At 52.1% G+C, this 25,016-nt stretch carries 23 protein-coding genes and 1 tRNA gene; 8 read left to right on the top strand and 16 right to left on the bottom strand.

The window, feature by feature from the left end:
- Window positions 1-18: 18 nt before the first annotated feature.
- On the top strand, window positions 19-1,278 hold the full coding sequence (locus DWB84_RS00490; protein ID WP_187407806.1) for a glycosyltransferase family 4 protein: 1,260 nt from the start codon (window positions 19-21) through the stop codon (window positions 1,276-1,278).
- Window positions 1,247-2,146: a glycosyltransferase family 2 protein gene (locus tag DWB84_RS00485; RefSeq protein ID WP_187407805.1), complete on the top strand. Its 900-nt coding sequence runs from the start codon at window positions 1,247-1,249 to the stop codon at window positions 2,144-2,146. Before DWB84_RS00490 ends, DWB84_RS00485 begins: the two co-directional genes overlap by 32 nt.
- Window positions 2,147-2,203: 57 nt before the next feature.
- Here DWB84_RS00485 and DWB84_RS00480 read toward each other — a convergent pair whose 3' ends face one another.
- The 4 genes from DWB84_RS00480 to rpe form a co-directional block, all read right to left on the bottom strand.
- A complete protein-coding gene (locus DWB84_RS00480) occupies window positions 2,204-3,736 on the bottom strand; it encodes an XrtA system polysaccharide chain length determinant (RefSeq protein WP_187407804.1) in 1,533 nt (510 codons plus the stop codon).
- A gap of 54 nt (window positions 3,737-3,790) precedes the next feature.
- The gene (locus DWB84_RS00475) at window positions 3,791-4,528 is read right to left on the bottom strand and encodes a CpsD/CapB family tyrosine-protein kinase (protein ID WP_222867970.1); all 738 of its coding nucleotides are present in this window, start codon (window positions 4,526-4,528) and stop codon (window positions 3,791-3,793) included.
- Window positions 4,529-4,558: 30 nt separating this feature from the next.
- Entirely contained in the window at window positions 4,559-5,167 is a 609-nt protein-coding gene (locus DWB84_RS00470; protein WP_187407803.1) for an XrtA/PEP-CTERM system exopolysaccharide export protein, read from the bottom strand.
- 215 nt (window positions 5,168-5,382) lie between these two features.
- Window positions 5,383-6,069 carry a ribulose-phosphate 3-epimerase gene (gene rpe, locus DWB84_RS00465; protein WP_222867969.1) on the bottom strand — a complete coding sequence of 229 codons (687 nt, stop codon included), beginning with the start codon at window positions 6,067-6,069 and terminating at the stop codon, window positions 5,383-5,385.
- Between the two features lie 42 nt (window positions 6,070-6,111).
- Between rpe and DWB84_RS00460 the strand changes: the two genes are divergently transcribed.
- Window positions 6,112-7,272 carry a DUF3530 family protein gene (locus DWB84_RS00460; RefSeq protein ID WP_370589630.1) on the top strand — a complete coding sequence of 387 codons (1,161 nt, stop codon included), beginning with the start codon at window positions 6,112-6,114 and terminating at the stop codon, window positions 7,270-7,272.
- 3 nt (window positions 7,273-7,275) lie between these two features.
- Here DWB84_RS00460 and DWB84_RS00455 read toward each other — a convergent pair whose 3' ends face one another.
- The 4 genes from DWB84_RS00455 to rnr form a co-directional block, all read right to left on the bottom strand.
- A complete protein-coding gene (locus tag DWB84_RS00455; RefSeq protein WP_187407801.1) occupies window positions 7,276-7,545 on the bottom strand; it encodes a hypothetical protein in 270 nt (89 codons plus the stop codon).
- A 40-nt stretch (window positions 7,546-7,585) separates the two neighbouring features.
- Window positions 7,586-8,569, bottom strand: a complete 984-nt coding sequence (locus DWB84_RS00450; protein ID WP_187407800.1) for a 2-hydroxyacid dehydrogenase — start codon at window positions 8,567-8,569, stop codon at window positions 7,586-7,588.
- A 67-nt stretch (window positions 8,570-8,636) separates the two neighbouring features.
- Entirely contained in the window at window positions 8,637-9,380 is a 744-nt protein-coding gene (gene rlmB / locus DWB84_RS00445) for a 23S rRNA (guanosine(2251)-2'-O)-methyltransferase RlmB (protein WP_187407799.1), read from the bottom strand.
- 16 nt (window positions 9,381-9,396) lie between these two features.
- Window positions 9,397-11,991, bottom strand: coding sequence for a ribonuclease R (rnr, locus tag DWB84_RS00440; RefSeq protein WP_187407798.1), 2,595 nt, complete (start codon window positions 11,989-11,991; stop codon window positions 9,397-9,399).
- A 157-nt stretch (window positions 11,992-12,148) separates the two neighbouring features.
- Here rnr and DWB84_RS00435 point away from each other — a divergent pair.
- Window positions 12,149-12,235: transfer RNA gene (locus DWB84_RS00435), tRNA-Leu, on the top strand.
- 396 nt (window positions 12,236-12,631) lie between these two features.
- Window positions 12,632-13,111, top strand: coding sequence for a hypothetical protein (locus DWB84_RS00430; RefSeq protein WP_187407797.1), 480 nt, complete (start codon window positions 12,632-12,634; stop codon window positions 13,109-13,111).
- A 16-nt stretch (window positions 13,112-13,127) separates the two neighbouring features.
- Here DWB84_RS00430 and DWB84_RS00425 read toward each other — a convergent pair whose 3' ends face one another.
- Window positions 13,128-13,718, bottom strand: coding sequence for an exopolysaccharide biosynthesis protein (locus tag DWB84_RS00425; RefSeq protein WP_187407796.1), 591 nt, complete (start codon window positions 13,716-13,718; stop codon window positions 13,128-13,130).
- A 166-nt stretch (window positions 13,719-13,884) separates the two neighbouring features.
- Here DWB84_RS00425 and corA point away from each other — a divergent pair, with 166 nt between their 5' ends.
- Window positions 13,885-14,850 carry a magnesium/cobalt transporter CorA gene (gene corA, locus DWB84_RS00420; RefSeq protein ID WP_187407795.1) on the top strand — a complete coding sequence of 322 codons (966 nt, stop codon included), beginning with the start codon at window positions 13,885-13,887 and terminating at the stop codon, window positions 14,848-14,850.
- 9 nt (window positions 14,851-14,859) lie between these two features.
- Here corA and DWB84_RS00415 read toward each other — a convergent pair whose 3' ends face one another.
- From DWB84_RS00415 to DWB84_RS00400, 4 genes are all read right to left on the bottom strand, one after another.
- Window positions 14,860-16,665, bottom strand: a complete 1,806-nt coding sequence (locus tag DWB84_RS00415; protein ID WP_187407794.1) for a glycoside hydrolase family 15 protein — start codon at window positions 16,663-16,665, stop codon at window positions 14,860-14,862.
- A 9-nt stretch (window positions 16,666-16,674) separates the two neighbouring features.
- Complete coding sequence (locus tag DWB84_RS00410) at window positions 16,675-17,703, bottom strand: SDR family oxidoreductase (protein WP_187407793.1); 1,029 nt, start codon at window positions 17,701-17,703, stop codon at window positions 16,675-16,677.
- Window positions 17,704-17,726: 23 nt separating this feature from the next.
- Window positions 17,727-18,845, bottom strand: coding sequence for an enolase C-terminal domain-like protein (locus DWB84_RS00405; RefSeq protein ID WP_187407792.1), 1,119 nt, complete (start codon window positions 18,843-18,845; stop codon window positions 17,727-17,729).
- Window positions 18,846-19,405: 560 nt separating this feature from the next.
- Window positions 19,406-20,284, bottom strand: coding sequence for a LysR family transcriptional regulator (locus tag DWB84_RS00400; protein WP_187407791.1), 879 nt, complete (start codon window positions 20,282-20,284; stop codon window positions 19,406-19,408).
- A gap of 139 nt (window positions 20,285-20,423) precedes the next feature.
- Between DWB84_RS00400 and DWB84_RS00395 the strand changes: the two genes are divergently transcribed.
- Window positions 20,424-21,446, top strand: coding sequence for a glycosyltransferase family 2 protein (locus DWB84_RS00395; protein ID WP_370589628.1), 1,023 nt, complete (start codon window positions 20,424-20,426; stop codon window positions 21,444-21,446).
- On the opposite strand, the gene DWB84_RS00390 is transcribed toward DWB84_RS00395, so the two are convergent.
- Window positions 21,447-22,340 carry a LysR family transcriptional regulator gene (locus DWB84_RS00390; protein WP_187407790.1) on the bottom strand — a complete coding sequence of 298 codons (894 nt, stop codon included), beginning with the start codon at window positions 22,338-22,340 and terminating at the stop codon, window positions 21,447-21,449.
- 209 nt (window positions 22,341-22,549) lie between these two features.
- Here DWB84_RS00390 and DWB84_RS00385 point away from each other — a divergent pair, with 209 nt between their 5' ends.
- Window positions 22,550-23,221 carry a Bax inhibitor-1/YccA family protein gene (locus DWB84_RS00385; protein WP_187407789.1) on the top strand — a complete coding sequence of 224 codons (672 nt, stop codon included), beginning with the start codon at window positions 22,550-22,552 and terminating at the stop codon, window positions 23,219-23,221.
- A 57-nt stretch (window positions 23,222-23,278) separates the two neighbouring features.
- Here the strand turns inward: DWB84_RS00385 and DWB84_RS00380 are convergent, their stop codons facing one another.
- Together DWB84_RS00380 and DWB84_RS00375 are read right to left on the bottom strand one after the other, a co-directional pair.
- Entirely contained in the window at window positions 23,279-24,148 is an 870-nt protein-coding gene (locus DWB84_RS00380) for an SMP-30/gluconolactonase/LRE family protein (RefSeq protein WP_187407788.1), read from the bottom strand.
- Window positions 24,149-24,241: 93 nt separating this feature from the next.
- Window positions 24,242-24,820, bottom strand: coding sequence for an HNH endonuclease (locus DWB84_RS00375; RefSeq protein WP_187407787.1), 579 nt, complete (start codon window positions 24,818-24,820; stop codon window positions 24,242-24,244).
- Window positions 24,821-25,016 lie beyond the last annotated feature (196 nt).

Here is a 25,016-nt window from a genome sequence, read left to right as displayed (position 1 = left end):
CTTATACGCGCAGTTTTTATGAAATTAGCATATATCACCACTTGTTTCGGAACTCCATCGCATACATTTATGCGCAGGGAAATTCGTGCATTGCGTCATTTAGGCGTTGCGCTATCCCTTTATGGCACGCGCAAAGACGACACTCCAGCAGTAGACGCAAAAGACCTTGTCGGCGAAACCTATTACCTGTATCCCACCAATGTAACAGCGACTTTAGGGGCAAATCTGCGATATTTCTTGCGCAATCCTGTCGCTTATTTGAGCGGCCTCTGGCGCACCTTCAAGAGCCCAGAATTTTCGCTGCCTCGACGTGGGAAAATGGTGCTGCATTATTTTCTCTCTGCACCTCTCGCTCGTCATATGGAGGAACAGGGAATTACCCATGTACACGCACACTTTCAGAATGTTGCTTGTTCGATTGCCATGTTTGCCGCCGAACATGCGCATATTCCTTATAGTGTGACGCTTCATTCTGCTGGGACCTACAAAGCCAAGGACACAGTCGGATTACATCAAAAGCTGCTTAATGCCCAGTTTTTGATCATGATCTCCCACTACAACGTAGATTATTACGATCGCATCGTTCCTTGTCGAAATAAATCACACGTTATTCGATGCGGAATGAACCTCGCCGAATTTCCATTTCACGACTTTGACGATAGCATCCCTAAAAATCCAGACAAAATTATTCTCCTAGGGGTTGGTCGCTTCGTTGAAAAAAAGGGGTTTCGATATTTGATCGAAGCTTGCCACTTACTTAAGCAATACGACCTCAACTTTGAATTGCATATTATCGGCAGCGGTCCTCTCGATACCGAGCTGCGCACACAAGCTGAGCGATTGGGATTGCAATCCGAAGTCATTTTTCTCGGTCCTAAAAATATTGCGGAAGTGCGCACTGCCATGGCAAAGGCGGACATTGTGATAGTCCCATCCGTGACTACAGATTCCGGCGACATGGAAGGGCTTCCAGTCGTGATTATGGAAGCAATGGCCACTGGCACCGCGGTTGTAGCATCCGCGCACGCTGGAATACCGGAAATTGTAATTCCGGGAGAAACCGGCCTGTTAACGGAAGAGCGAAATCCTCACAGCATTGCCAATGCAATTCGCGCTCTTATCGATCACCCGTCCAAACAACAACTGATTCGCGCACGCAAGTTAATCGAACAGCATTTCAATATTGAAGTGGTGGCGCATCAGCGCCTGGATATTTTCAGCCGTTACCACGTAGAGGCCATCAGCTATGAACATCTCCGTGATAATTCCTTCCTATAATTCACAGGACACAATCTCGGCAACGCTTGCGCACATTTGCCAGCAGCAGACGCGGTGCTCCTACGAAATTATCGTCGTTGATTGTTCCAGCGGAAATGAAGTTCGCGATATCGCAGCCCACTTTCCCCATGTTCGCTATGAACACCGATCGCAACGCTTCAATCCTGGCGAGGGCCGCAACATAGGCGCTCAATTAGCCAAGGGAGAGTTGCTAATTTTTATCGATTCAGATGTTTACCTAGCTCCCGGTGCACTGGATGCTGCCTGGAGCGCGCTACAAAGTGGCAAAAAAGTATTTGGCGGTGCTTTGGAGTTAAATACCCAGGTTTCCGCCGATATGGCGGCGTATTTTGAGCACTATTTCTTTAATCACGAATCGCAAGCCCTACATCCACCTTGCAAAAGAAATAATCTGAGTTCTGCCCTAATGTGTTTCCACCGAGAGACATTCTTAAATGTCGGCGGCTTTAAAGGTATCCCGCGAATGCAGGATACTGAATTAACCGAACGACTCAGACATCAAGGGCATAGCCTTTATTTTTGCCCAGACATTGTAGGCTTGCAGATTCAAGATTCACCGTTTAATAAGGTTTTGAAAAAAATCTACATTAACGGACAGAACCTTTACTACATTCGCTATCAGCCCAATATAACCGCAGCAAAAAAAATTGTATTTTTTCTCGCGCTACCACTGCTGGGGTTTGTGAAAGTAGTGCGAATCATTATCCGCCATCTTCGCTACCAAAACTGGCAAAACAAGTTGCGAACCATTTGGCTAACCCCAGCCTTGATTTTAGGCATCCTCTACTGGATCGGCGGGTTTTACTATGCGCTCTGGACAGAAAAGGGCATCAGCGCCGAGCGGTAACGAGCCCGTATAAAAAAATCCCGGTTTGCCAATCAAACCGGGATTTTTTATTGAGTCTTACAAAATAAATTGTGCCAGCAAAGAATTTTTAAATGTATAGAAGGTGTAGCCGTATATCACAATCAATATAATGCCCAGCAACGTCAGCAAAATAATATCTTTGCGCAACAGACGAGCAGCGAGCGGCGTCCCACGATGAGGAACCGCAGCCAACAGAGGCACGCCTTCTGGCAGCTTTTGTGACAACAGAGCAACTGATCTTAAACGTGGATCTAGTACGACAAACACAAGCGCCAGCCCCACGGGCGCCGCCAGGGCAACCACCGGTGCAGCAATAAAAATCAGAATCGCAGGAACACCAGCGGGTTTTATTGGAAACGCGGGCGGCTCTAGAACTTTATAGGACTCCCCTTGCCCTTCATCATTCAAAGCCAATGTAATATTGGCATTTTCCTTACGGGCCAGCATTTCTTCATAAACTTTTTTCGTCACTTCATAATCGCGAGTCAGATCCATCAGCTCCGCTTGGTTAGCCGCGACACGCTCAGCCGTTTTGTATTCTTTTTCCAGCAGATCTTCTAGCGAGATCATGCGACGTTTCTGCGTCTTTAACTCAACATCTGCCGAAGACAGCTGTTTACGCAACTCTTCCAACAACGGCAATTCTGAGTGCTGATCAGAAATAGAGTAGAGATTTCGGAACTGGTCAATCAACTCGTCTATTTCAGATATCTGATTTTTTAGCGTTATTATGTCCGGATATGTGTCCTGATAAATCAATCGCATTTGATCCAGCTGCTCTACCAAAGCTGTGCGCCGATCGGTGAGCGACTTATACCGAGCCCGTTGATTAACGTTACGGCTCTCTTCTTCCAACTGGGCTTTTGTAGTCTGAATTTTTTCTTCCGACTCCTGGATAGCGATACGCAGACTTTGAAGTTGAGAAGTCAAATCCGAAATACGTTCCTTTACAGTCTGCTCACTGATATCGACGTTGGCCGCCTGGAAGTTCTTCAGTTTTTCTTCGGCTTTTTCCAAGCGTCTTTTATAGATTTCCACCTGTTGGCTGATGAAGTTGTGAGCTTCGTAGGTAACCTTTTGTTTTTCTTCCATCCGGTCTTCAATAAAAACATCGACCACAGCTTTTAAGGTTTCATAGGCGTCGTCAGGGTCAGCTGACATAAAGCTCAAATTGGTGAGGTTTCGATTGCGTGAATCCGTGGTGACCTGGAGATTGCGCCGCAATCGAAGAATTTCCATTTCCAATTGATCCGGCGACAAACTGGCCTTTTCAGAGTGGAGGCGAGAAATTACCCGATCGAGCAGACGGCGCGACAGAATCAGATCCTGCACAGTTTCATTCTTACTGACATCAGCGACTTCCGCAGTGCCGCGCAACAGCGGTTGAATGACGTTTGTTATGTCTTTGACGATGATCGCTTCTGACACGTAATACTTTGGCCAGTTAAGCGCAACGTAGAGAACCGCGAGAAAAAGGACGGTGAATAAGGCTGCCGCCGCAGCGCGATAACGTATCAACTCACGTTTGAGAGACGTATAGACGTCTTTTACGTACTCGAATGCGTCCATTTCAGGCACCTAATTTAAGGCTTGATAACAGCGGTGTTTTATTTTTGTTGTGAATCAACACCAGTTATAAACAATGCCAGCCAAATGATCTGCACCGATTTTGTCGATGGAGGCGTTCAGCTGGGATTCCGTAACTTTTCCGTAAGGCACAACCAGCACAACAAAGTCGCATAGCTCTGCAAGAATCCGAATTTCTGCGTCATAGTCGGCCGCCGATGGCGCGTCCACTATGACAAAACGATCCGAATAGCGGTTTTTGATTTCCGCGAAAAACTCGCGCATGCGCGGAGAGTTCAGCTTTTCCGTACCCCCCTCGCGATTATTACCCACAGGCACAACACGCATACGAGGCACACCGCTAGCGTAGACAATGTCCTCAACACCGGTGGTGGGATCGTCCAAAAAGTCGGTCAAACCGAGTTGCGACGGGACGGGCAATAGCACTTCTGCATAGGGCGAATACAGATTCGCGTCGACAAGCAATGAGGTTTTGCTTTTATCCAGAGCAATGGTAGCTGCGAGGTTGACCGCCACGTGGGAGCTTCCTCCCGGCGCGGCGGAGGTCACCAAACAAACGAAGTTGCGCCAGTCGGTCTTCTTCATCAATTGTGTACGCAAATCCCGAAACACTTTTAGATGAACAGATCCTTCATCCGAAGCGCTCACGATTTTCAATGCCTGAAATTCCGCAGAGGTGAAATGCCGGACTTCAGACATTTTGGAAATTTGCGCCGGCGCTAAGGTCGTCGACTTATTTAATGGGGCTACTGGCGAAATGCGTTTGTTTTCCAAGAGTCAGCTCCTGCAAAAGACCGAGGTCAATTAAAAACTTCTCTCCGGCACAGTCACCACATCTGAAGGCGCCAGTATGTAATTGGTTTCGAGTTGTCCTTTCTGCAAAATATCGTCCAAGTAGATCGGATAGACTTCCATTTTGTCCCCTACCCTGCGAAACAATTTGGACTTGTTACCGCTGGCAAACTCCGTGAGCCCACCGGCTTCCAACACAAGGTCCAGCACCGTGATACCTTGCTGGTGGGGCAGACTTAGAGGCTTGGCGACCGCCCCAGTTACACGTACTCGACGCAGATATTCACCACTCGAAGGGTTGAGCACTATGACGGTAACCTGGGCGTTGCGAACGTATTCTGAGAATCCTTGAGCCAAGTTGGCGGAAAGTTCTTTAGTGGTATGGCCGGCAGCAACAACGTCGCCGATAAGAGGAACCGAGATTTTTCCATCAGGTCGCACCGGCACATTGAGAGAGAGTTCCGGAGATTTCCACACTTGGACCGCCAGTTGGTCACCCACACCTATGGTGTATTCAGATTCCGTGGCCGTTGTAAGGGTTGGTATTTTGCTTACTGCAGAGTTTGATGCGCAACCGCTAAACAACAACACAAGAAAACTCAGAAACAACCAGTTCTTCATATATGCTCCTCAAATTTGGATCTCTTCCCACCTTCTTGGTGGCATGGGGCAGCCAGTATAGAGCGCTGTAAACAGTGGCGCAGCAACTCTTTTCCCGCCACTTTTCGGCAAACCAGAGTTTCTTGTAAAAGATTCTAAACCTTGCGCTCTTTGCTAAACCCTTGACCAACTGGGCAAAAACGACCAAAAAATGGCCGAGTCTGCCGCTGAAGTTGCTAGCCACCCGCTCCCAGCGCTTTGCGAATGGCTGCAAATGTCTTCCCATAATCCGGCGTACCGAAAATGGCAGACCCCATCACAAAGGTGTCAGCTCCCGCATCAGCGATAGCGCGAATGTTATCAACTTTTATGCCACCATCGACTTCGAGGCGCGTGGGCAGCCGCTTTTCATCAATCAATAGGCGCGCCTGACGCACTTTATCCAGCACATAGGGCAGGAATGGCTGGCCGCCGAATCCCGGGTTTACCGACATTAATAAAAGCATGTCGAGCTTGTGCAAAACCGGCTCAATCAGACTCAGCGGAGTCGCCGGATTGAGCACCAATCCCGCCTTGCATCCGCCCTGCCGAATCAGCTCCAGAGACCGGTCAATATGGCGGCTCGCCTCTGGGTGAAAGCTGATGTAGGTCGCACCAGCCTTGATAAATTGGCTGATCAGCTCATCCACCGGTTCCACCATTAAATGCACGTCCAGAGGCACGCTCACACCTTTGCGGGTGAGCGCCTCGCAGATCATGGGACCGAAGGAGAGGTTGGGGACGTAATGGTTGTCCATAACGTCAAAATGGATCAGGTCTGCTCCGGCGGCAATCACCGCATCAACCTCTTCTCCCAATCGTGTGAAGTCGGCAGATAGGATGGAAGGCGCAATATAAAAACTGCGGGTTGCTTGCATGTTCATGACCTTGCGACCAAGCTGATTGTAAAAAGTATCGGCATTGTAATGGTTATGTCCCGCGCTAAACACTCGGCACCACGCAGACAGCTCCCGCTCCTCCTTGGGCTGCTCCTTTCAATTATGCCGCTTACCTTTGCAACCATAGCAGCTCAAGAGCCGGACGCTCCGCTTGCGCCACAAGCGACGCCGGAAGAACTCGACATTTCTACTCCAAGCGCGCCAGCTAATCTACCGGTCCCCATTCGTTTAGAAAACACCCAGCGTCAGTTGCTCACCGAGCTAAAAGGGCCACCGTCGACTGTGTGGCTGCAGGTTGGCGACAAATCCGTACCTGCATTCTGGCAGCCAGACCAGAGCGGCAATCCTCGCGGCGCAGTGCTGTTGCTGCACGCGCAGGGTCAACATCCGCGTTGGAAAAGCACTATGCAGCGCCTGCATCAATATTTACCAGTGCACGGTTGGGCCACCTTGAGCGTAGAACTGCCCGATCTACCTCCGCCCGCGATTCCCAAGCGACCGGAAAAACCAAACCCGCCCAAAGAAACCACGGCAGAAACAGCCTCAGCGGGCGCAACATCGCCAGAACAAGACGTGCCGGGTGATAACACTGCAAGTGTTAACGACCTGGACGTCGGTGACAGTACCCCGGATGAAACTGCAACAAATGAAACAGCGGCACCGGCCCAAGAGCCCCCGGCAAAACCTACGCGGAAAGAAGTAATGGGGCAGATTCAACAGCGGATTCAAGCAGGAACAGATTTTCTCCACCAGCAGGGGCAGTTCAATCTGGTGCTGTTGGGGGAGGACATAAGCACGCTCTGGGCCCTGCAGTATCTGGAAACCGCCGTCCCACCAACGCCGATCACCTCGGCAGATTCCAAGCGCAAGGCGATCATCGAGCGGGCTATACGGGCTGTAGTTCTGCTGAATCCGCGTCTACCGGCAGACACATCGCTGCCGCCCTTGACCGATTTACTGCAGCACCCCCAGGTGCCAACGTTTGATGTGTTTTCGGACCTGTCGTTGGAAGCGCGTCAGGAGGCGCAAATAAGACGTCAGAAAGCCAAACAGATGCGTTATGAAAATTATGTGCAGCGCCGTTTGCCGCCCATGACGGGAGCCAATCCCGACGCTGATGAGATTTTAGTGACCAAAGCCATTCGCGGCTTTCTCCAGAAGCACTGCCAAGGCGTTGAGTTTCAATAAGCCTTATTCGCTGGGCTGCTCGTTGACGAAGTCTTCAACCGTGCCTTCGTAATAATTTGGCTCATCATTGGAAACGGCGGGCTCGCTGTAGTTGTCCTGCTCAACCGGGTCCGGCGCATACGCCTTCAGACATTCACGTATCAATAGATTGCGCTCATCGATACTGTAGGCACCCGGCGGATACATCTCGTAACAAATCTGGCTGTCGTCGGCCGACGCAATGCTTGTCAGCCCCAGCAAGATAAAACTCAAAGATGCGCTCAGTAATTTCATAAAAATACCTCTTAACGGGTTTTACCCGAACAATGCACCATCAGACCACCAGCGTCATACTGGCCGTATCGCCGACCGCAAACGCACTGATATTGTTCAATGTCACCTCAGCAATTTTTTCCAAGGCTTCGCGGGTGAAAAAAGCTTGGTGGCCGGTAATGATGACATTGGGGAAGGTCGTCAGACGCGCGAATACATCGTCCTGCACCACTTGGTTGGACAGGTCTTCAAAGAATAAGTCAGCCTCTTCTTCGTAGACATCCAGCCCCAGATAGCCTATCTCACCGCTCTTCAGACCTTTGATGACGGCCAGAGTATCCACTAATCCGCCCCGACTGGTATTGATCAACATCACGCCTCGCTTCATCTTGGCGATGGCGTCAGAATTGATCAGATGATGGGTGCTCGGCGTCAAAGGACAATGAAGTGAGATGATGTCGCTCTCGGGCCACAACTGTTCCAGTCCAACATACTCCACGCGCGAAGCGAGCTGCGGATCTTCCACCATATCGTGAACCAGCACCCGGCAGCCAAAACCGAGCATGATGTCGATAAAGGCGCGACCAATTTTTCCCGCTCCTATGACGCCGACGGTTTTGCCATAAAGATCAAACCCCATCAGGCCGTGGAGCGAATAATCGTTTTCGCGGATTCGGTTGTAGGCTCGGTGGATATTGCGGTTGAGCGCCAGGATCAAACCCACCGCATGCTCCGCCACCGCGTGAGGTGAATATTCCGGCACGCGGCAAACTGGCAGCTCCAAACGTTTTGCCGCAGCCAAGTCGACATTGTTATAACCGGCACAGCGCAGCGCCACCAATTTCACGCCTTGTTCCTTAAGCTGCTCCAGCACTGGCTCGCTCAAAGTGTCGTTGACAAAGCAGCAGACAACGTCAAAACCCGCAGCAAGACTTACCGTTTTCTCATTAAGGTGCGGCTCCAGATAATGAATAACATGTTCATTTGATCCCACTTCAAAAAATAAGCGGTCATAGGGCTTGCTGCTGAACATGGCGATGCGCATGTAAAAATCTCCAACAAAAATCGGGCTATTACTTTTTATGATTAGCTACGTTTTAAGATCGGGTGTTTTAGGATTTCGGCTGGCGTTGGCGAACGGCTTCGAACAAGCAGATACCCGTCGCTACCGAAACGTTCAGGCTCGATACGCTACCCGCCATAGGGATATAAACCAGGTGGTCGCAATGTTCGCGCGTCAAACGCCGCATACCTGTGCCTTCCGCGCCCATTACGATGGCCAACGGACCGGTTAAAGGTGCCTTGAACACCGGCACTGGCGCATCACCAGCGGTACCTATAATCCAAACACCTTGATCCTGCAGTTGCTTCATAGTACGTGCGAGATTGGTGACCGGAATCAATGGCACGGTTTCCGCTGCGCCACACGCCACTTTGCGCACGGTTTCATTCATGCCAGCGGAATTATCTTTCGGCACTATCACAGCCTGCACACCAGCGGCGTCCGCGCTGCGCAAACAGGCGCCCAGGTTATGCGGATCGGTGACACCATCGAGAATCAACAAGAACGGCGGTTCGCGCAATTCGGCGAGCAATTCCCACAAAAAGCCTTCGTCGTGCAACTTGCCCGGCCGGGCCAGCAAAATAACGCCCTGGTGATTACCATCACACAGAGCGTCCAATTCCGCTCGTGTTTGCAAACGCACGGGAATTCCCAAATCGCGCACCTGCTGCATGACTTTCTGTACTCTCTGGTCTTCGCGCCCGCGCAACACCAGCAATTCTTCCGCGCGTTGAGGCGCGCTTTTCAAAAGGGCCTGCACGGCATGCAGGCCGAAAACGTATTCGTGTTTCACTATAAGGAACCTTTAATCAGCGACGTGAGGCGCGCGACTTTTTAACGGAGCGGGATTTTGGCGCAGTTGGTTTTTTAACTCCAGCCTTGGCTTTAACAGCCACTTTGGTTTTTCCGGCTTGCGCTTTACCGGTTTTTGCTTTATCCGCTTTCACTTTGCCAGCGGAGCCTTTGGCCGCGCCGGGCTTCCCTTTGGCTTTCCCAGCATCAGCTTTCGACGCCTTTTCTACCTTTGCGGATTTGGATGGCGCAGGCGCTTTGCCTAGGACTTTTTCTTCTTTAGGTCTTTTCCTTACCTTGCGCGCAGTTTTTTCCTGATATTCCTGAGCCAGTGCTTTGGCAGTTTCAGAAACGAAAATTTTCTTTTTCTTGCCGGGTTTTATCTCGACAATTTCGAAATCAATTTTGCGCTCGTCCAGATTGACGTTTACTACCTGCACACGCAATTCATCGCCCAAAGCAAAAACCTTGCGCGTGCGCTCGCCGATCAAACGTCCGCGGGCAGGCTCATGCACGTAATAATCCGACGGCAAATTGGTGATATGAACCAAACCTTCGATGTACAGATCTTTTAATTCGACAAATAAACCGAAGGACACCACCGACGACACAACACCGTCAAACACTTCCCCTACGCGGTCCTGCAAGTATTCGCATTTAAGCCAGCTCACCACATCACGCGTAGCTTCGTCTGCACGCCGTTCGGTAATCGAGCTCTGCTCGCCCAATACCTGCATATCGTCGACGCTGTAGGGATAGATTTGCACCAACGGCAACAATTTTGCCTCCGGATGGCGGCGAACTTTTTTGCTCTCTTTTTCCGAACGGATAATGGAACGAATCGCCCTGTGAACAAGCAGATCGGGATAGCGGCGAATTGGCGAGGTGAAATGGGTATAGGCGTCATACGCCAAACCGAAATGCCCGCGATTTTCCGGCTGATACACCGCCTGATTCATACTGCGCAACATAGTGGTCTGAATCAGATGTGCATCCGGCCGACCTTCGATGGCTTGCAAAACTTCCTGATAATCCCGCGGCGTCACCTGAACGCGATCGCGCAACCCCAGCCCCAAACCAGCGAGATACTCGCGCAATAATTCCAGTTTTTGCTCTTTTGGTCCTTCGTGCACTCGATACAACGCAGGCACTTTATGCTGTTCGAGAAATTTGGCCGAACAGACGTTGGCGGCCAGCATGCATTCTTCAATCAATTTATGCGCGTCATTGCGCTGCACCGGCACAATTTTTTTGATCTTGCGGTTTTCGTCAAAAATAATGCGCGTTTCGACGGTTTCAAAATCAATCGCGCCGCGCTGTTCGCGCGCTTCGCGCAACACCTGATATAAATCGTGCAGATCATCCAGCTGTTTCACCACATGGTGAAATTGCTGCCGGACACCGCTGCGCACTTTGCCCCTTTCCGCCAACACCTGACCCACCTGGGTATAAGTGAGACGCGCGTGGGAGTGCATAACCGCTTCGTAAAATTGATAGCCGGTAATGCGCCCCTTGGCGCTGATGGTCATTTCGCACACCATGCAGAGACGATCGACATGCGGATTCAACGAACAAAGTCCGTTGGATAAAGCCTCGGGCAACATGGGCACTACATAATCCGGGAAGTACACCGAATTGCCGCGCAGCGCTGCCTCTTTATCGAGTGCGTCACCCACTTGCACATAATGCGAGACGTCGGCGATGGCCACGAACAAACGCCAGCCGCCGCTTTTTTTCGGCTCACAATAAACTGCGTCGTCAAAATCGCGCGCATCCTCTCCGTCAATGGTCACCAACGGCAAATCGCGCAGATCGAATCGCCCTTGTTTATCGCTTTCAGTGACTTCGCTAGGAAGAGCTGCCGCAAGGCGTTCCACTTCCGCCGGCCAGATATGCGGAATGCCGTGGCTGCGAATCGCCACATCGATTTCCATCCCCGGTGCCAGATGATCACCGAGCACTTCGACGATACTGGCGATGGCGAGATTGTCGCGTTCTGGGTATTCGATAATGTCCGCCACCACCAATTGACCGGGCCTGGCATTTTTGGTCTGGTCAGAAGGAATGATGATGTCTTGTACGATGCGCGGATTGTCAGGGCGCACATAATGCACTCCGCGCTCAACGCGGTAGCGTCCCACCAGCTGGTGTGTGTTGCGCGCGAGAATTTCGACGATCGAGCCCTCTTTACGCCCGCGAAAACCGCGCTCGCCCAAGCGAACTAACACTTCGTCGCCATCAAAAACGCGCCGCATCTGACGATTGGGTAGGTAAATATCTTCACTGCCATCGCCCGTCAGCACCCAGCCATATCCGTCCCTATGTCCTTGAACCCGACCACGCACCAGATTCATTCGATCGACTCGGCCAAAGCGCTCTTTGCGATTGCCTACTATTTGGCCATCGCGCACCATGGCTATTAAACGGCGCCGCAGCGCCTCCTGCGACTCCTCGTCATAAATACCGAGCTTTTCGGCTATGACCTCCCGCGGCAGGGGTCCATCGGAGTGGTCCAAGAGGTCGAGGATAACCTCGCGGCTGGGAATGGGATTGGCATATTTGCGCGCTTCGCGCTCCGCGTAGGGATCGTGAATGGTCGGTTTTTTCGTCAAAGTTGTGTCCTTTTAAATGTGACCACAGGCGATAACTGAAGTATAACCCGCGGAAGTCGTCTCACCCGGCAAACGACTGCCGTGGTAACGAAACGATGAGCGGCAGTATACAGCAGTGTTGACAAGCCTACTCGGCCGTTTTATATTGCGCGCCCTCGCCCAGGTGGTGAAATTGGTAGACACGCTAGCTTCAGGTGTTAGTGGCTTTGCGGCCGTGGAGGTTCAAGTCCTCTCCTGGGCACCAATTAAGGAAAAGCCGACACAGTCGGCTTTTTTTTTGTTTGCATGGACCCGAACCACTGTTCGACAGCAAACGAAACTGCAGCTCACCTATCTCGATTTCTGATGCAGACCCACTTAAGTGCGCGCCGAGTTACCGACGTGATGCGCCCGCAGCGCGGCATTTAAAAATTTCGTTTAAAGCCGCTCGCGTGTCGTGGCAACGCACGAATCAAAAGTGGCCCGCACACGGAATCAAAAAACGAGTCTAATCTTTGACTCAGAACTGAGCTCCATACCCTCCGCTAAACAGGCGCAACAAGCGCAAGCTTTGCCGGAGAACGCAGTTTTAAATGCTGTCATAAGTTAATACAGATTACGACGGCAGAAAAAATAATTCGAATTAAACCGGAGACGGCTTGTGAGATTATTCTTGGCATTGCGGCTTTTTAGTGAAAGCCACGCAAAACTCGGCATTGAAGCCACTTCCAAAAATTCTGGCCCGCGCGGCCGCCTGATCGACGTCCACATCGAACGCTTCCACCCCGCCCTCAAAAATATCATCGAATATCTGCGCACCAGCGGTCGCTTACCGGCGACTCGAGAAGGCAGCGTACTGCGCACCGAAAATGGCAAAAAAATCGTTGAGCGCACAGAACAGTGCCGGCTTTATTGGTGCGAAATAGAAAGCAACCGCGATATCGCCTTTTGGGAATCCCTGGCTGAGGTCGAAGTCGTCATAGAGAAAGATGAATTCGTGAAATTCGCCCAGTCCATCCGCTGCCGTGCAGGCGCCGCTTATATTGCAGCCTGCGAAGAATACGCCGATCAATTGGCGATAAAAACGACAGCTCCCATCAGTTACGAGCCGCCGCGCCGCACCAGCGAGCAGGCAGCGTAATTAACCGCTTACTGATTTATCCAGCAAACTGGTAAATCACAAAAGCGACCAAAGCGGCAATTACCGCGAGCGCGATTAATGCCAGCGCGCCGTCGCGGGAAATCAGTGCCAGGCCGAAAGAAGCCAGCGCCAACCCTGCAAAGTTGGCGCTGAACGGCACTATCTCCATGATCGGCATGGCCAGCGCAATGACGATGCACATCAACGCCACCGCTCGCTGTCCCCATCCCTCCACCAAAAATGTCAGGCGCGGATAGGTATAACGGTCGACAAACCTCGCAGGCTTGCGCGACCAATCAAGCATCTTCTGCATTTTGCTTTTCGAAACTGAGCGCTTAAGCAGCCACTGCGGCAGCCAGAGGTGTTTGCGATGAAAAGCCAATTGCCCGGCAATCAATAACACTACAAGGGCCATCACGGTCGGCACACCGGGAATGTCGCCTATGATAGGCGCGAGCGTGATTAATCCTGCCAACAATAACAGCGGCCCCAAAGAGCGGGTTCCAATCGAATCCAGCACTGTTTTTAATGTTACTGTCTCCTGATCTTCCACCACGTCCGTGATTTTTTCGATCAATTCAATGAGGGTTGTAATATTTTCAACCATAATCAATTGGCCATTTCGAGGCGGTTGTTTTTTCAAAGAATTCAAGCAGTCGCTTTGCGGTCATCAAAGGTTGTGCCAATCTCACTCCACATGGATGTTATGATGCGCACCGTCTGTTCCTAGGATTTGCCTTATTTTTCAACGAACGTCTCGCCCGGAGAATCCCATGCTGATTAATTGCGTCGCCTACCAGGAAGGAAAAAGACTGCGTGATGTGCCCGTGGATAAAATCAGCGATTACATCAAGAAACCGGAATGTTTTGTCTGGGTTGCATTAAAAGACGCAGACCCCGAAGAACTCACGCAAATGCAAACGGAGTTCGGCCTGCACGAACTCGCCGTGGAAGATGCCCGCAACGGCCATCAGCGTCCTAAAATCGAAGAATATGGAGATTCCATTTTCGTGGTGCTGCACACCATAGAAGTTATCGACGGCGAATTGAACGTCGGCGAAGTGGCAATTTTCGTGGAAAAAAATTACGTGCTTTCCGTGCGCAGCCGCAGCCAGCAGGGATTTCTCGGTGTGCGCGCCCGCTGTGAACGCGAACCCCACCAGCTGCGCAAAGGGCCTGCCTTCGTCTTGTACGCTTTAATGGACGCAGTAGTGGACCGCTATTTTCCCGTTATCGAAGCGCTGGAATCTGAACTGGATGCCATTGAAGAAAAAATATTCGCGCAAAAATCCCAGCGCGCCAATATCGAACAGCTTTACGATCTCAAGCGCAAAACCACACAACTCAAACACGCTGTCGGCCCGTTGATCGATGCCGTCGGCCGTTTGCACGGTGGCCGAGTGCCGATTGTCTGCGCCGGCACCCAGGAATATTTCCGCGACGTGCACGACCACTTGCAACGCATCAATACTTCCATCAATGCCATTCGCGATACCATCTCCACGGCCATTCAAGTGAGCCTTTCCATGGTAGCGATTGAAGAAAACGATGTGAGCAAACGGCTTGCTGGCTGGGCCGCAATTTTCGGTGCAGCTACCGTCTTTGTCGGAATTTGGGGGATGAACTTTACCCATATGCCGGAACTGGATTGGATGTTCGGTTATCCACTCGCACTGGGAATCGTCGGGTCTGTGTGCGGTTACTTGTATTACCGCTTTAAAAAGGCAGGCTGGTTGTAACCCGAGTTTTTATGCGTCGCCGTCGCCACTAAATTCCACTTTCTGATGCGCGCCGATTAACAGTGCACTTTTCACCAAACTCAAATGGCTGAAACTCTGGGGAAAATTGCCGAGAAAAGTTTTATTAACCGGGTCGTATTGCTCCGCCAACAATCCCAGATCGTTGCGGATCGATAACAAGGTTTCAAACAACCGAATCGCTTTTGCTTCATTGCCTGCGATCATGTAGTAATCCGCCAGCCAATAAGTGCAGAGAATAAAAGCCCCTTCGCGACCGGTGTATTCCGATAAGGGATTGCGATAAACGAAGCCCTCAGCAGTGCAAAAATGACGTTCTATTTCCGCGACGGTTGCAACGATTCGCGGATCGTCCGGCGGTAAAAACCCCAACAATGGAATCATCAACAAACTGGCATCCACCTGATCGTCGCCGTAAAAGCGGACGAAATAGCGGCCGGATGGGTCGAGTCCTTTATTTAATATTTCCTCGCGAATGCCGTCGCAGGCTTTTTGCCATTCATCCACTGGCGCTTCCAAAGTGTATGCCTCGACATCGTGAAGAGAACGGACAAACGCCGCCCAGGCAAAAACCTTGGAATGAACGTAATGCTTGGGCGAATCCCGCGACTCCCAAATGCCCGTGTCCGGCTTGCGCCATTCCTCGTGTAAACGTCCCAACAAGTGACATTGCAGTCGCCACATTTCCGGCTTGAGCGTTTGTCCCTCTTTGCGCACCAGATGCAACATGTCGATCACTTCGCCGCGCAGATCGAGTTGAAATTGCTCTCCCGCCGCATTGCCAATGCGCACAGGCTGGGCGCCTCCATAACCGGGCAACCAGTCTAGAGTGGTTTCATCTGTCTTAAGTTGTGCGTCGGCGGTATAGAGGGTTTTCAATTCACAATTGGAATCGCGCACCGCCCGCACCAACCAGTCGCGCCACTCTTCCTCTTCGTGGGGATATCCCGAGCGCAACAATACATCGAACACCAATGCCGCATCGCGTGGCCAGGTATAGCGATAATCCCAGTTAGCCGAACCGCCCGGCACTTCCGGCAGTGAGGTTGTGGCAGCGGCAATCAAGGCGCCGGTCGGTGCATAGATCAGGGCTTTTAACGTGATAAGCGATCGAACCACTGCGTCGCGCCAAGGCCCCTTATAGGTGCATTGCGACACCCAAGTGGTCCACCAGCTTAAACATTGTTCTTGCGCAGCCGCTGGGTCAGCCAAAGGCTCAAATGATTGATGGGGAGAACAGTGACTCAACACAAATTGGAAATCGTCACCTTCTGTCAGGGCGATATCACCTACCACAGAACCATCACCCCTTGGTTTTAATGCTGGATTTGGCGACAGCCTCAGCCAAATATCATCAGCGCGAAAAATAAATCCGCCCTCCTCCTGCACCACTTCCACCTGATCCCGCCCGTATTGAAATTTGGGTGAGCAAATAAAGCGCAGAGACATTCGCCCCTGCAAACAGCGAATGCGACGCACCAAATGGCAATCCGACTGCACCGGCATATAGTCCAGCAGCTCAGCTACTCCATGTTTGGAGCGGACGGTGGTTTTTAATAACAGGCTATCGGCTAAATAAGCGCGCTCTGTCTGTGCTTCACCAATAGGCTCGATCGCCCAATAACCGTGGCGGTCATCGCCCAAGAGGCGGGCAAAACAGGCGGGAGAATCAAAACGGCCAGGACAGAACCAATCGATTGAGCCTGCGCGAGACACCAAAGCAACCGTGTGGAGATTGCCGATCAACCCATAATCTTCGATGCGCCGTCCGGCAGGAACCTCTCCTTGCTCAACCATACATGGACCTCAATCGACGAGAGCGAATACCGCCACTCCCAAAACAATCGCTATCAACACTCCCAACGCCAGCTTGCCCCTGTGCAGAGCCAGCCACAGTTCGATGCTGGCATCTTTGGCAATAGCGTCGAAGCGACCATGGGCGCCGATATCCTTTTTTATGGGTTGAAATAGATTGTCCGGCCGATTCGGATCCGGCGGTGGGCCCTGTCGATCGAACTGACCGTCCCAGCCGACTTTGGCTGCCAGTCGCCCCACCAAACCTGGCAGTAATAGGGTAGCGACTATGGTTTTCACCACTGGAAAGCCAACCCAAAGTTCGCGCTTTCGATGATGAGCTGCCCACTCAATCGCTTCAGCTGCAACTTCTGGTTGAAATACCGGCGGCACGGGTTGTGGTCGATATGGCAGCTTGTGACGCCCCCAGTCGAATTGGGGTGTATTGAATGCGGCAAGTTGCACCATGGTGATCTGAATGGGAATTTTGTCGTGCAGTAGTTCAGCGCGCACGGCATCGGTAAAACCGCGCATCGCAAACTTGGCTCCACAATAAGCCGATTGCAGCGGAATAGCGGTATAAGCCAACGCGGAGCCCACTTGCACAATAGTGCCGCGCCCGCGCGGTCGCATGCGACGCAGAGCAGCCAAAGTGCCGTACACGGATCCCAGATAGGTCACCTCGGTGGCACGGCGGAATTCGTCAGGGGTGATATCCATAAACGGGGAAAATACCGTGGCCATGGCATTATTGATCCAGATATCGATGGGTCCGAGCAGGGCTTCCACATGCTCCGCGGCTGATTCCACTTGATCCGCATCGGCAACATCCACTTCGATCGCCAAAGCAATTCCACCCGCGTCTTCGATTTCCTTAACCGCGCCTGCGAGTCCTTCAGCCCCCCTCGCCAACACGGCTACAGCCGCACCTTGCTGGGCAAAACGCACAGCGGTTGCACGTCCTACGCCGCCGGAACCACCGGTGATTACCACCACTTCTCTTTTTTGTTCTGGGCCACTTCGATTCGGCCTGCCTGTCACCGGCTGCGCCTCCGCTATTCGGTTTAAATTCGATAAGGCTCCGCGTCACTGCGTCGCAATTCAATGCCGTGACCTATGCGGTCCAGGTCCGGCCATAAAGCGCCGTCGTGCAGGCTGTCACCACTGTCGAACAACATGGCTTCCACCCGCGAATGATCATGAAAATATTCAACGTTGCGAACGCCATCCACCGCCACACACAGAGGAATATGCAGCGCCGGTGCACAATGAGCGGAGACGGGAATATTGAAAGCAGATGCCAATTCGGAAGCGTGCAGAAAACCCGTATAACCGCAGCGGGTTGCGTCCACCTGCAAGACGTCGATCGCCTTGGCTTCCAATAAGCGGCGAAAGTAATAACCGTCCCAACCGTATTCACCTGCGGCTATGGCCATATCATCCGGCACCCGGTCGCGCACCCAGCGCAAGCCTTCGTAGTCCTCCGCGGGAACGGGCTCCTCAAACCAACAAACCTGCTGCTCCGCCACGCATTCCGCCAACGCCAAAGCGTCGCGCGCACGACAGGCGCCATTGGCGTCCACCATCAAGTCGACGCCAGGGCCGATAACCTCACGAGCCAAGACCACGCGGGAATCCGCCTCATCCAGGTTGTCGCCGATTTTGATTTTCACCGCGTTCAACCCCTGCTCTAGCCATCCTTCAAGCTGGCGCTGCAGGCGCGCGGCGGTATAGGTCACAAAGCCTCCGCTGCCGTAAATAGGCACACTGGCCCGCGCCCGCCCCCAGAGTGCGGACAAGGGAATATCCAAAAGGCGCGCTTTAAGATCCCACAACGCTTGGTCGACAGCGGCAATAGCCATCAGTCCCAATCCCGGCCGACCTATGTAACGCAACTGTTCGTTCATGGCGCGCCAGAGCGCGGGAATGTCATAGACACATTGGCCAACTATGACCGGCGCGAGCTTGTCGAAAATCAGCCGCGCTGCCGGTTGGGCCGCGGTGTAGCTGTACCCCATACCGACCAGCCCTCCGGCATTGACGTGTACCACCACCAACTCGACTTCACTCCAGCGCAACGCGCCATCGCCCTCCGGGCCATCCGTGGGAATGCGATAGCAACTCACATCCAGGGAGCGAACATGGGGAAAATCGGAATCTCTCAGAATTGAGATATCACTCATTTGCCACCTCCGATTGTTACCCCACGAGCAGCGATTTGGGGAGAGATTGTTAGTGAATAGATCTGCCTTTAGGCCGCGTGTATGCAATCTGCCCAGACAGCCATGGTGGTTTTCGCTGCGGGATAAACTCTGTTCGCTAAAGAACAAACGAAAATGGCCAGAAACATTCTGAGGATTTAATAAGTTACGTAGCGTGACTCGCTTTCGATCGCCCAGGGAGGGCTATGGAAACGAACTCGATCGTTCGAACAGACAAAAAATCCCAAACGCTCCCAGCGCTAACGGGCATTCGCTTTTTCGCGATTTTTCATATTTTTCTGTTTCACCTGTGGACTTTGTACGACCGCCACAATTTGCCAACTTAGTGCACGGCTTCAGCGAGCTTCCACCCGTACTGGTGAATTTTCTTTCGCACGGTTGGAGTTGGCCGACCGGCGCTGATTTTTATCTATTTGGTGATGCCCAGGTTGATGCCGATCCTGCTCGGTATTATCAGCACCCTACGGCATCGAAAAACCGCTTGCCAAAACGCCTGCAAACGCTGGTTATACAAATAGGTTTTACTGCTGAGCGAGAAGCAGAAAATCCTGCAAAAAGGCGATCTGCGCATCTTCCTGACGGAACACCAAATAGAGATGTTTATGCACACCAGACGCCCCTAGTGAGCGCACAGCGAGAGGATATTGAGAGCGAAATTTATCGGCCAGCCAACCGGGAAGTGTGCACACGCCGCGTCCCGCGGCGACCAGTTGAATCATGATTTCGGTCGCTTCTACTTGGTGATGTTTTTTCGGTTCACAGTGCGCGGGCAATAAAAATCGCGTAAACACATCCAGACGTTCCCGCGCCACCGGAAAGGTGATCAAGGTGGCTTCACACAAATCTTCCGGACAGACCCAATCTGTCCGGTCCGGTCGCCAACCCGGCGCCGACACCAGCATCAATTCATATGCAAACACGGGATGGTTGAGAAATGCAGGATTGTCCAGCGGGTCGCTGGTAATGACCAGATCAACTTGGTGATTCAGCAGTGCTTCCAGAGCGTTAAAACGGAATTGTTGCACCACATCCAAATCCACCAACGGCCAGCGTTGCAAAAACGGCGACACCACCGTCAACAGCCACTCATAACAGGGATGGCATTCCATGCCGATGCGCAACTTGCCCTGGCGTCCCTCGGCATAACCGCGCAACACGGTCTCCGCCTCTTTCAGCTGCGGCACCACCCGCTGCGCCACCCCCAACAAATAACGTCCCGCCTGAGTCAGCCTTAGTCGCCGCCCCTCTTTGCGCCAGATTTCGACACCCGCGTGGTCTTCCAGCTTGCGAATTGCGTGAGATAAGGCCGATTGGGAAAGATGCAGCCGCTCCGCCGCCTCGGCCAAGGTTCCGGTGGCATCAAGCGCAAGAAGAATATCCAGGTGGGAGCGCTCTATCATGAGCAATTCTCATTGATTGAAAGGAAAACATTTATTTTATTCATTTATCCCTTTGCGTGGGAGAAATAACACCTGAATCGCGCCGTCAGGCATTACAATGCGGCTCCATCCACTCCAGACGTACCATGAGGTCAAGGCTGTGCCCTCTTTCGAATCTTCCACCATTTCGAATTCGCCCCGGATTGGCGCCGTCGCCATCGGGCGCAATGAAGGCGACCGTTTGGTGACTTGCCTGAAATCCTTAACCAACTTGCCCCTGGTGTACGTGGACTCCGGCTCCTCGGATAACAGCGTCAATTTCGCCCGTTCCATAGGCGCTATTTGCGTGGAATTGGATTTGAGCCGGCCGTTTACTGCGGCGCGTGCGCGCAATACAGGATTTCGTGCGCTGCTGGAACAACATCCCGACCTGGAATGGGTGATGTTTGTCGACGGCGATTGCGAGGTAGAGCCCGACTGGCTGGAAAAGGCCCTGCAAATTGCCCAAAGTGACGAGCGAATTGCTGCGGTCTGTGGTCGCCGGCGCGAGCGCTTTCCAGAGAGCTCCATATACAACCAGATGTGCGATATAGAGTGGAATACCCCAGTGGGCGAAGCGAAGGCCTGCGGCGGTGATGCACTTTATCGCGTAAAAGTTTTTCAACAGGTCGGCGGATTCGACGACAGTTTTATCGCTGGCGAAGAACCGGAGCTGTGCTTCCGCATTCGTGAGCAGGGTTACCGAATTCTGCGCATCGACGCCAATATGACCCGTCACGACGCAGCCATAAGCCGAATAGGCCAATGGTGGAAACGCACCGAGCGCAGTGGTCACGCTTTTCTGCTCAACTACCTCAAGCACGGCCAAAAGAATGCTGAACGATTTAACTATCGCGATGTGCGTAGCATTTTGTTGTGGGCGGGAATTTATTGCGCATTTTTGCTTGCGGTGTTGGTGACCGCATCTTTGATACCACTACTCCTGCTGGTTTTATTGATCACCTCCCAAGCCGCAAAAATGACCCTCGCCCTGCCGCGTATCAAAGCGGAATACGGCGAATTGGCCACCTTCCGTTACAGCGTGTTTGTGATGTTGGGAAAAGTACCACAGGCCTTGGGGGTGATCCGCGCCTACCTCACCAGCCGCCGCGGTGGCGAGCACCGGTTGGTGGAATATAAATAACTAAGAATGGGATTTTTGTTGGTTGAGCATGGCCACAATGCCCGGGTGTTTGATTTTCTTCTGCTGGGAAATCACATAAAACTGCGCGCGCACGCCTTCCATAACACCGAGCGGATGAATATGGAATTGCTCGCGCAGGTCTTCGGCGATCAACGCCGGAGCCGCCACCATTCCCAACCCCTCATGACAAAACGCATACGCCAGAGCACTGTCGTCAAACTCACCAACCACCAGCGGATTCAAGTCGTGCTGGTCAAACCAGCTCACCAGCAATTGGCTCAGCATGGTCTGCGAGCTCGGCATCAATAAGGGCGCGCTGATCAAACTGCCGGGGAAATTCTGCCGATAGGGCTCGATGAGATCTTCTCTGCCAAATAACGCTATATCCGTCTCCGCCACCAGATGGTTGTAGGCCCGCAATCGGGCTCCCGGTGGCATAGGCCGCTCCGACAGCACCAAATCCACCTTGTTGACCGCCAGCTCGCCCAGCAAATGCTCCAAACTGCCTTCGCGGCAGACCAAGTGAACTGGCTGATCCAGGGATGTCACGGGTTTGATCAGGGTGTAAGCCAAGGCTTTGGGGATTACATCCACTATACCCACGGTGATGGAGAGCCGCTCCACCACTTCCGGTTGTTTCAACAGGGTTTTTAGTTCGTCCCCGAGATGAAAAATATCCTCCGCGTAACTCAAAACCATGCGACCGCGCGGGGTCAGAACCAAGGTTTTACCCTGTCGTTCGAACAATGGATAGCCGATCTGCTGTTCCAGCGCGGTGATTTGCCCGCTGATGGTTTGCGGAGTAATGTGCAGGTTACGGCTGGCCGCCGTGACACCGCCGTCCACGGCCACGCGATAAAAATAGTAGAGATGGTTGTAATTGAGAGGCGTCATAGCCAGGGATTTTCGGATTTTCCGAAGGAAACGTCAAAAACATTCGAATTTCTTTTATCGATCAACTCGCGTAGAGTTCTGATCCAATGCGACTCTGGAAAATGTTTATTCTGGCCGTTTAGCGAGTTATCTGAGCAGTTGCGCTAGGATTAATGTCTAATAGTCGCCAAACTTTTACTTGATCATCAGCACGACCAAACGGAGGTTATATGCTTGATACCAAACCAACCGCCATTACCTATGGCCACGAGCACGCCCTCGAGGTTAATAAGGTGTTGCGCAACACCTACGCCCTGCTGGCGATGACGCTGCTGTTCAGTGCCTTCACAGCCGGCATCAGCATGGTCTTCAACCTGCCCCATCCGGGCATTCTCATTACGCTGGTTGGCTATTTCGGCTTGCTGTTCTTGACCCAATACCTACGCAACAGCGCTTGGGGCATTCTGAGCATCTTTGCCCTGACCGGCTTTATGGGCTTGACCTTGGGCCCCATCATCAACGCTTATCTGTCCCTGGCTAATGGCAGCCAGATCGTGATGAACGCCCTCGGCGGCACCGCTATCACCTTCTTGGGTCTGTCTGGCTATGCCCTGACCACCAAAAAGAACTTCAGCTTCCTCGGCAACTTCCTGTTCATCGGAATTCTGGTGGCGTTTCTGGCTGGCCTCGGTGCGATCTTCTTTGAGATGCCTGCACTTTCCCTGGCTGTGTCTGCGATGTTCGTGTTGCTGATGAGCGGCTTGATCCTGTATCAAACCAGCGAAATCATCCACGGCGGGGAAACCAACTACATTATGGCGACCGTCACGCTGTACGTTACCATCTACAATCTCTTCACCAGCTTGCTGCATTTGTTTGGCGCGTTCGGCGGCGACGACTGATTGAGCCCCAAAACAAAAAAGCGCTGCCTGGGCAGCGCTTTTTTTATGCCTCAAATATCAACCGGCAAAGCGATTTTCCACCAATCCCGGCACATCAACTCTCACGCGAAACACCGAGCCGGAATCCGGATACTGCTTTAACTCTTCTTCAGATCGGCTGCCGACGCTGGTGATATACAGGGTTTGCAAATCCTCATCACCAAAGGCCACCATGGTGGGACATTTGGCAGGAACCGGGATTTCTTCCAGGATTTCTCCCGCAGGACTCAAGCGCACTACCCTTCCGCCTTCATACAAGGCTGTCCAATAACAACCTTCGCTATCCACGGAAGCGCCGTCCGGTCTCCCATTACCCAGGGGGAATTGGTGAAATACCCGGCAATTTGTCACTGTCCCAGTCTGCGGATCGTAATCACAACGCTGAATGGCATGGCTGGGGGTATCGGCGTAATAGAAGGTTTTGTTGTCGGGACTGAAGGCAATCCCATTCGCGGTCAGCAGGTCGCCAATCCATTTTTTCACATCACCTTCCGGCGTCAGTGAATAAATGCTCGCGCCGCCATAGTCTTTCGGAGGATAGACGCTGCCAGCGAACATGCGACCTTTAACATCGGCGCGACCGTCGTTGAAACGGTTTTTATCCATACCCACTTCAGGGTCTGTAATAAATGTCCGTTCGGTATTCCATCCATCCGTTGTGTAAAAACCGGTGCGCATGGCCAGTAAAAATCCACCTTTCTCGCGCAAGCTGAAACAGCCGATTTCCTCATCGAATTGCAGAAATTCATCACGCCCTGAAGCTGGATCGAAGCGGTGCAACTGGTATGCGTTGATGTCCACCCAATAAAGACACTTCTCTTTTTCATCCCAGCGAGGACACTCGCCGAGATTTGCGCGGATTTTCAGCGCAACTTCGACTTTTCTCATAATGGTTGACCGACTCATGGTAAAAACAGGGCGCTAATGATCGCACAGTTACCAAAACAGTCAAATTGGAGAGGAAAACCTGTGGGGGTGATCTCAGGCGGCGGGATGTTTTCTCACAGGGCCATTGTAGTGATGAAACTGCGGCCGCAGATATTCCATCTGGTCGCCGCGAATTCTATGACTATTGATCAAGGCGAGATATTCGTACGGATTTGGCCGATATGGCAGGGCAATCAAACTCATGTTGATTTCCGACAATAAATAATTCCCTTTGCGCTGATTGCAACGGCGACATGCGGCCACCACATTTTCCCATTTATCTTCGCCACCGCGACTTGTTGGGTGCACATGATCGCGGGATAAATTTTCCGAATCGAAATAATCGCCACAATAAAGACATTGAAAATTATCCCGATGAAAGAGCGCAAGATTATTGAGCGGAGGATTTATTCGAACTGGCGTGAGGCGTTCACCACCACACGCCATAATTGCAGGCAGACGTATGACGGTATTGGTGCCTGTAATTTTCGATTTTCCTCCGCGAACTTGCCGCACAACACCACCGAGAGTCCACGAAACCAGATCGCGAGCGTATAAACACACGCCCTCTCTCCAGCTCAACCACTCAATAGGCTGGCCCGCCAAATTCAGACGCAAAATTCGAGCTTCCATAAATCTCTCCTGTTTAACAGCGCATTAAATCTTTCCGGATAAATCCGGGCTGATTAAACGCTCGAAAATTTACGGTTATACCGAACAACACTAGGCTCAACACGTCCCCCATAACGAAAAACCCCGCATTGGCAAGCCAAGCGGGGTTTTAGAAGTCGGTGGTCGATAAATTTATAGGGGTGACGAGTCCAGTGGG

It is taken from the genome of Saccharophagus sp. K07, assembly GCF_014336955.1.
Lineage (GTDB): Bacteria > Pseudomonadota > Gammaproteobacteria > Pseudomonadales > Cellvibrionaceae > UBA5868.
The sequence above is the reverse complement of the archived record's forward strand: the minus strand, read 5'-3'. Positions and strand labels throughout refer to the sequence as shown.

Bases quoted from the DNA above. Each gene is read 5' to 3' on its own strand.
- DWB84_RS00490 (WP_187407806.1), top strand. From the start codon at position 19: ATGAAATTAGCATATATCACCACTTGTTTCGGAACTCCATCGCATACA.
- DWB84_RS00485 (WP_187407805.1), top strand. From the start codon at position 1,247: ATGAACATCTCCGTGATAATTCCTTCCTATAATTCACAGGACACAATC.
- DWB84_RS00480 (WP_187407804.1), bottom strand. From the start codon at position 3,736: ATGGACGCATTCGAGTACGTAAAAGACGTCTATACGTCTCTCAAACGT.
- DWB84_RS00470 (WP_187407803.1), bottom strand. From the start codon at position 5,167: ATGAAGAACTGGTTGTTTCTGAGTTTTCTTGTGTTGTTGTTTAGCGGT.
- rpe (WP_222867969.1), bottom strand. From the start codon at position 6,069: ATGAACATGCAAGCAACCCGCAGTTTTTATATTGCGCCTTCCATCCTA.
- DWB84_RS00460 (WP_370589630.1), top strand. From the start codon at position 6,112: ATGGTTATGTCCCGCGCTAAACACTCGGCACCACGCAGACAGCTCCCG.
- DWB84_RS00455 (WP_187407801.1), bottom strand. From the start codon at position 7,545: ATGAAATTACTGAGCGCATCTTTGAGTTTTATCTTGCTGGGGCTGACA.
- DWB84_RS00450 (WP_187407800.1), bottom strand. From the start codon at position 8,569: ATGCGCATCGCCATGTTCAGCAGCAAGCCCTATGACCGCTTATTTTTT.
- DWB84_RS00425 (WP_187407796.1), bottom strand. From the start codon at position 13,718: ATGGTTGAAAATATTACAACCCTCATTGAATTGATCGAAAAAATCACG.
- corA (WP_187407795.1), top strand. From the start codon at position 13,885: ATGCTGATTAATTGCGTCGCCTACCAGGAAGGAAAAAGACTGCGTGAT.
- DWB84_RS00415 (WP_187407794.1), bottom strand. From the start codon at position 16,665: ATGGTTGAGCAAGGAGAGGTTCCTGCCGGACGGCGCATCGAAGATTAT.
- DWB84_RS00405 (WP_187407792.1), bottom strand. From the start codon at position 18,845: ATGAGTGATATCTCAATTCTGAGAGATTCCGATTTTCCCCATGTTCGC.
- DWB84_RS00400 (WP_187407791.1), bottom strand. From the start codon at position 20,284: ATGATAGAGCGCTCCCACCTGGATATTCTTCTTGCGCTTGATGCCACC.
- DWB84_RS00390 (WP_187407790.1), bottom strand. From the start codon at position 22,340: ATGACGCCTCTCAATTACAACCATCTCTACTATTTTTATCGCGTGGCC.
- DWB84_RS00385 (WP_187407789.1), top strand. From the start codon at position 22,550: ATGCTTGATACCAAACCAACCGCCATTACCTATGGCCACGAGCACGCC.
- DWB84_RS00380 (WP_187407788.1), bottom strand. From the start codon at position 24,148: ATGAGAAAAGTCGAAGTTGCGCTGAAAATCCGCGCAAATCTCGGCGAG.
- DWB84_RS00375 (WP_187407787.1), bottom strand. From the start codon at position 24,820: ATGGAAGCTCGAATTTTGCGTCTGAATTTGGCGGGCCAGCCTATTGAG.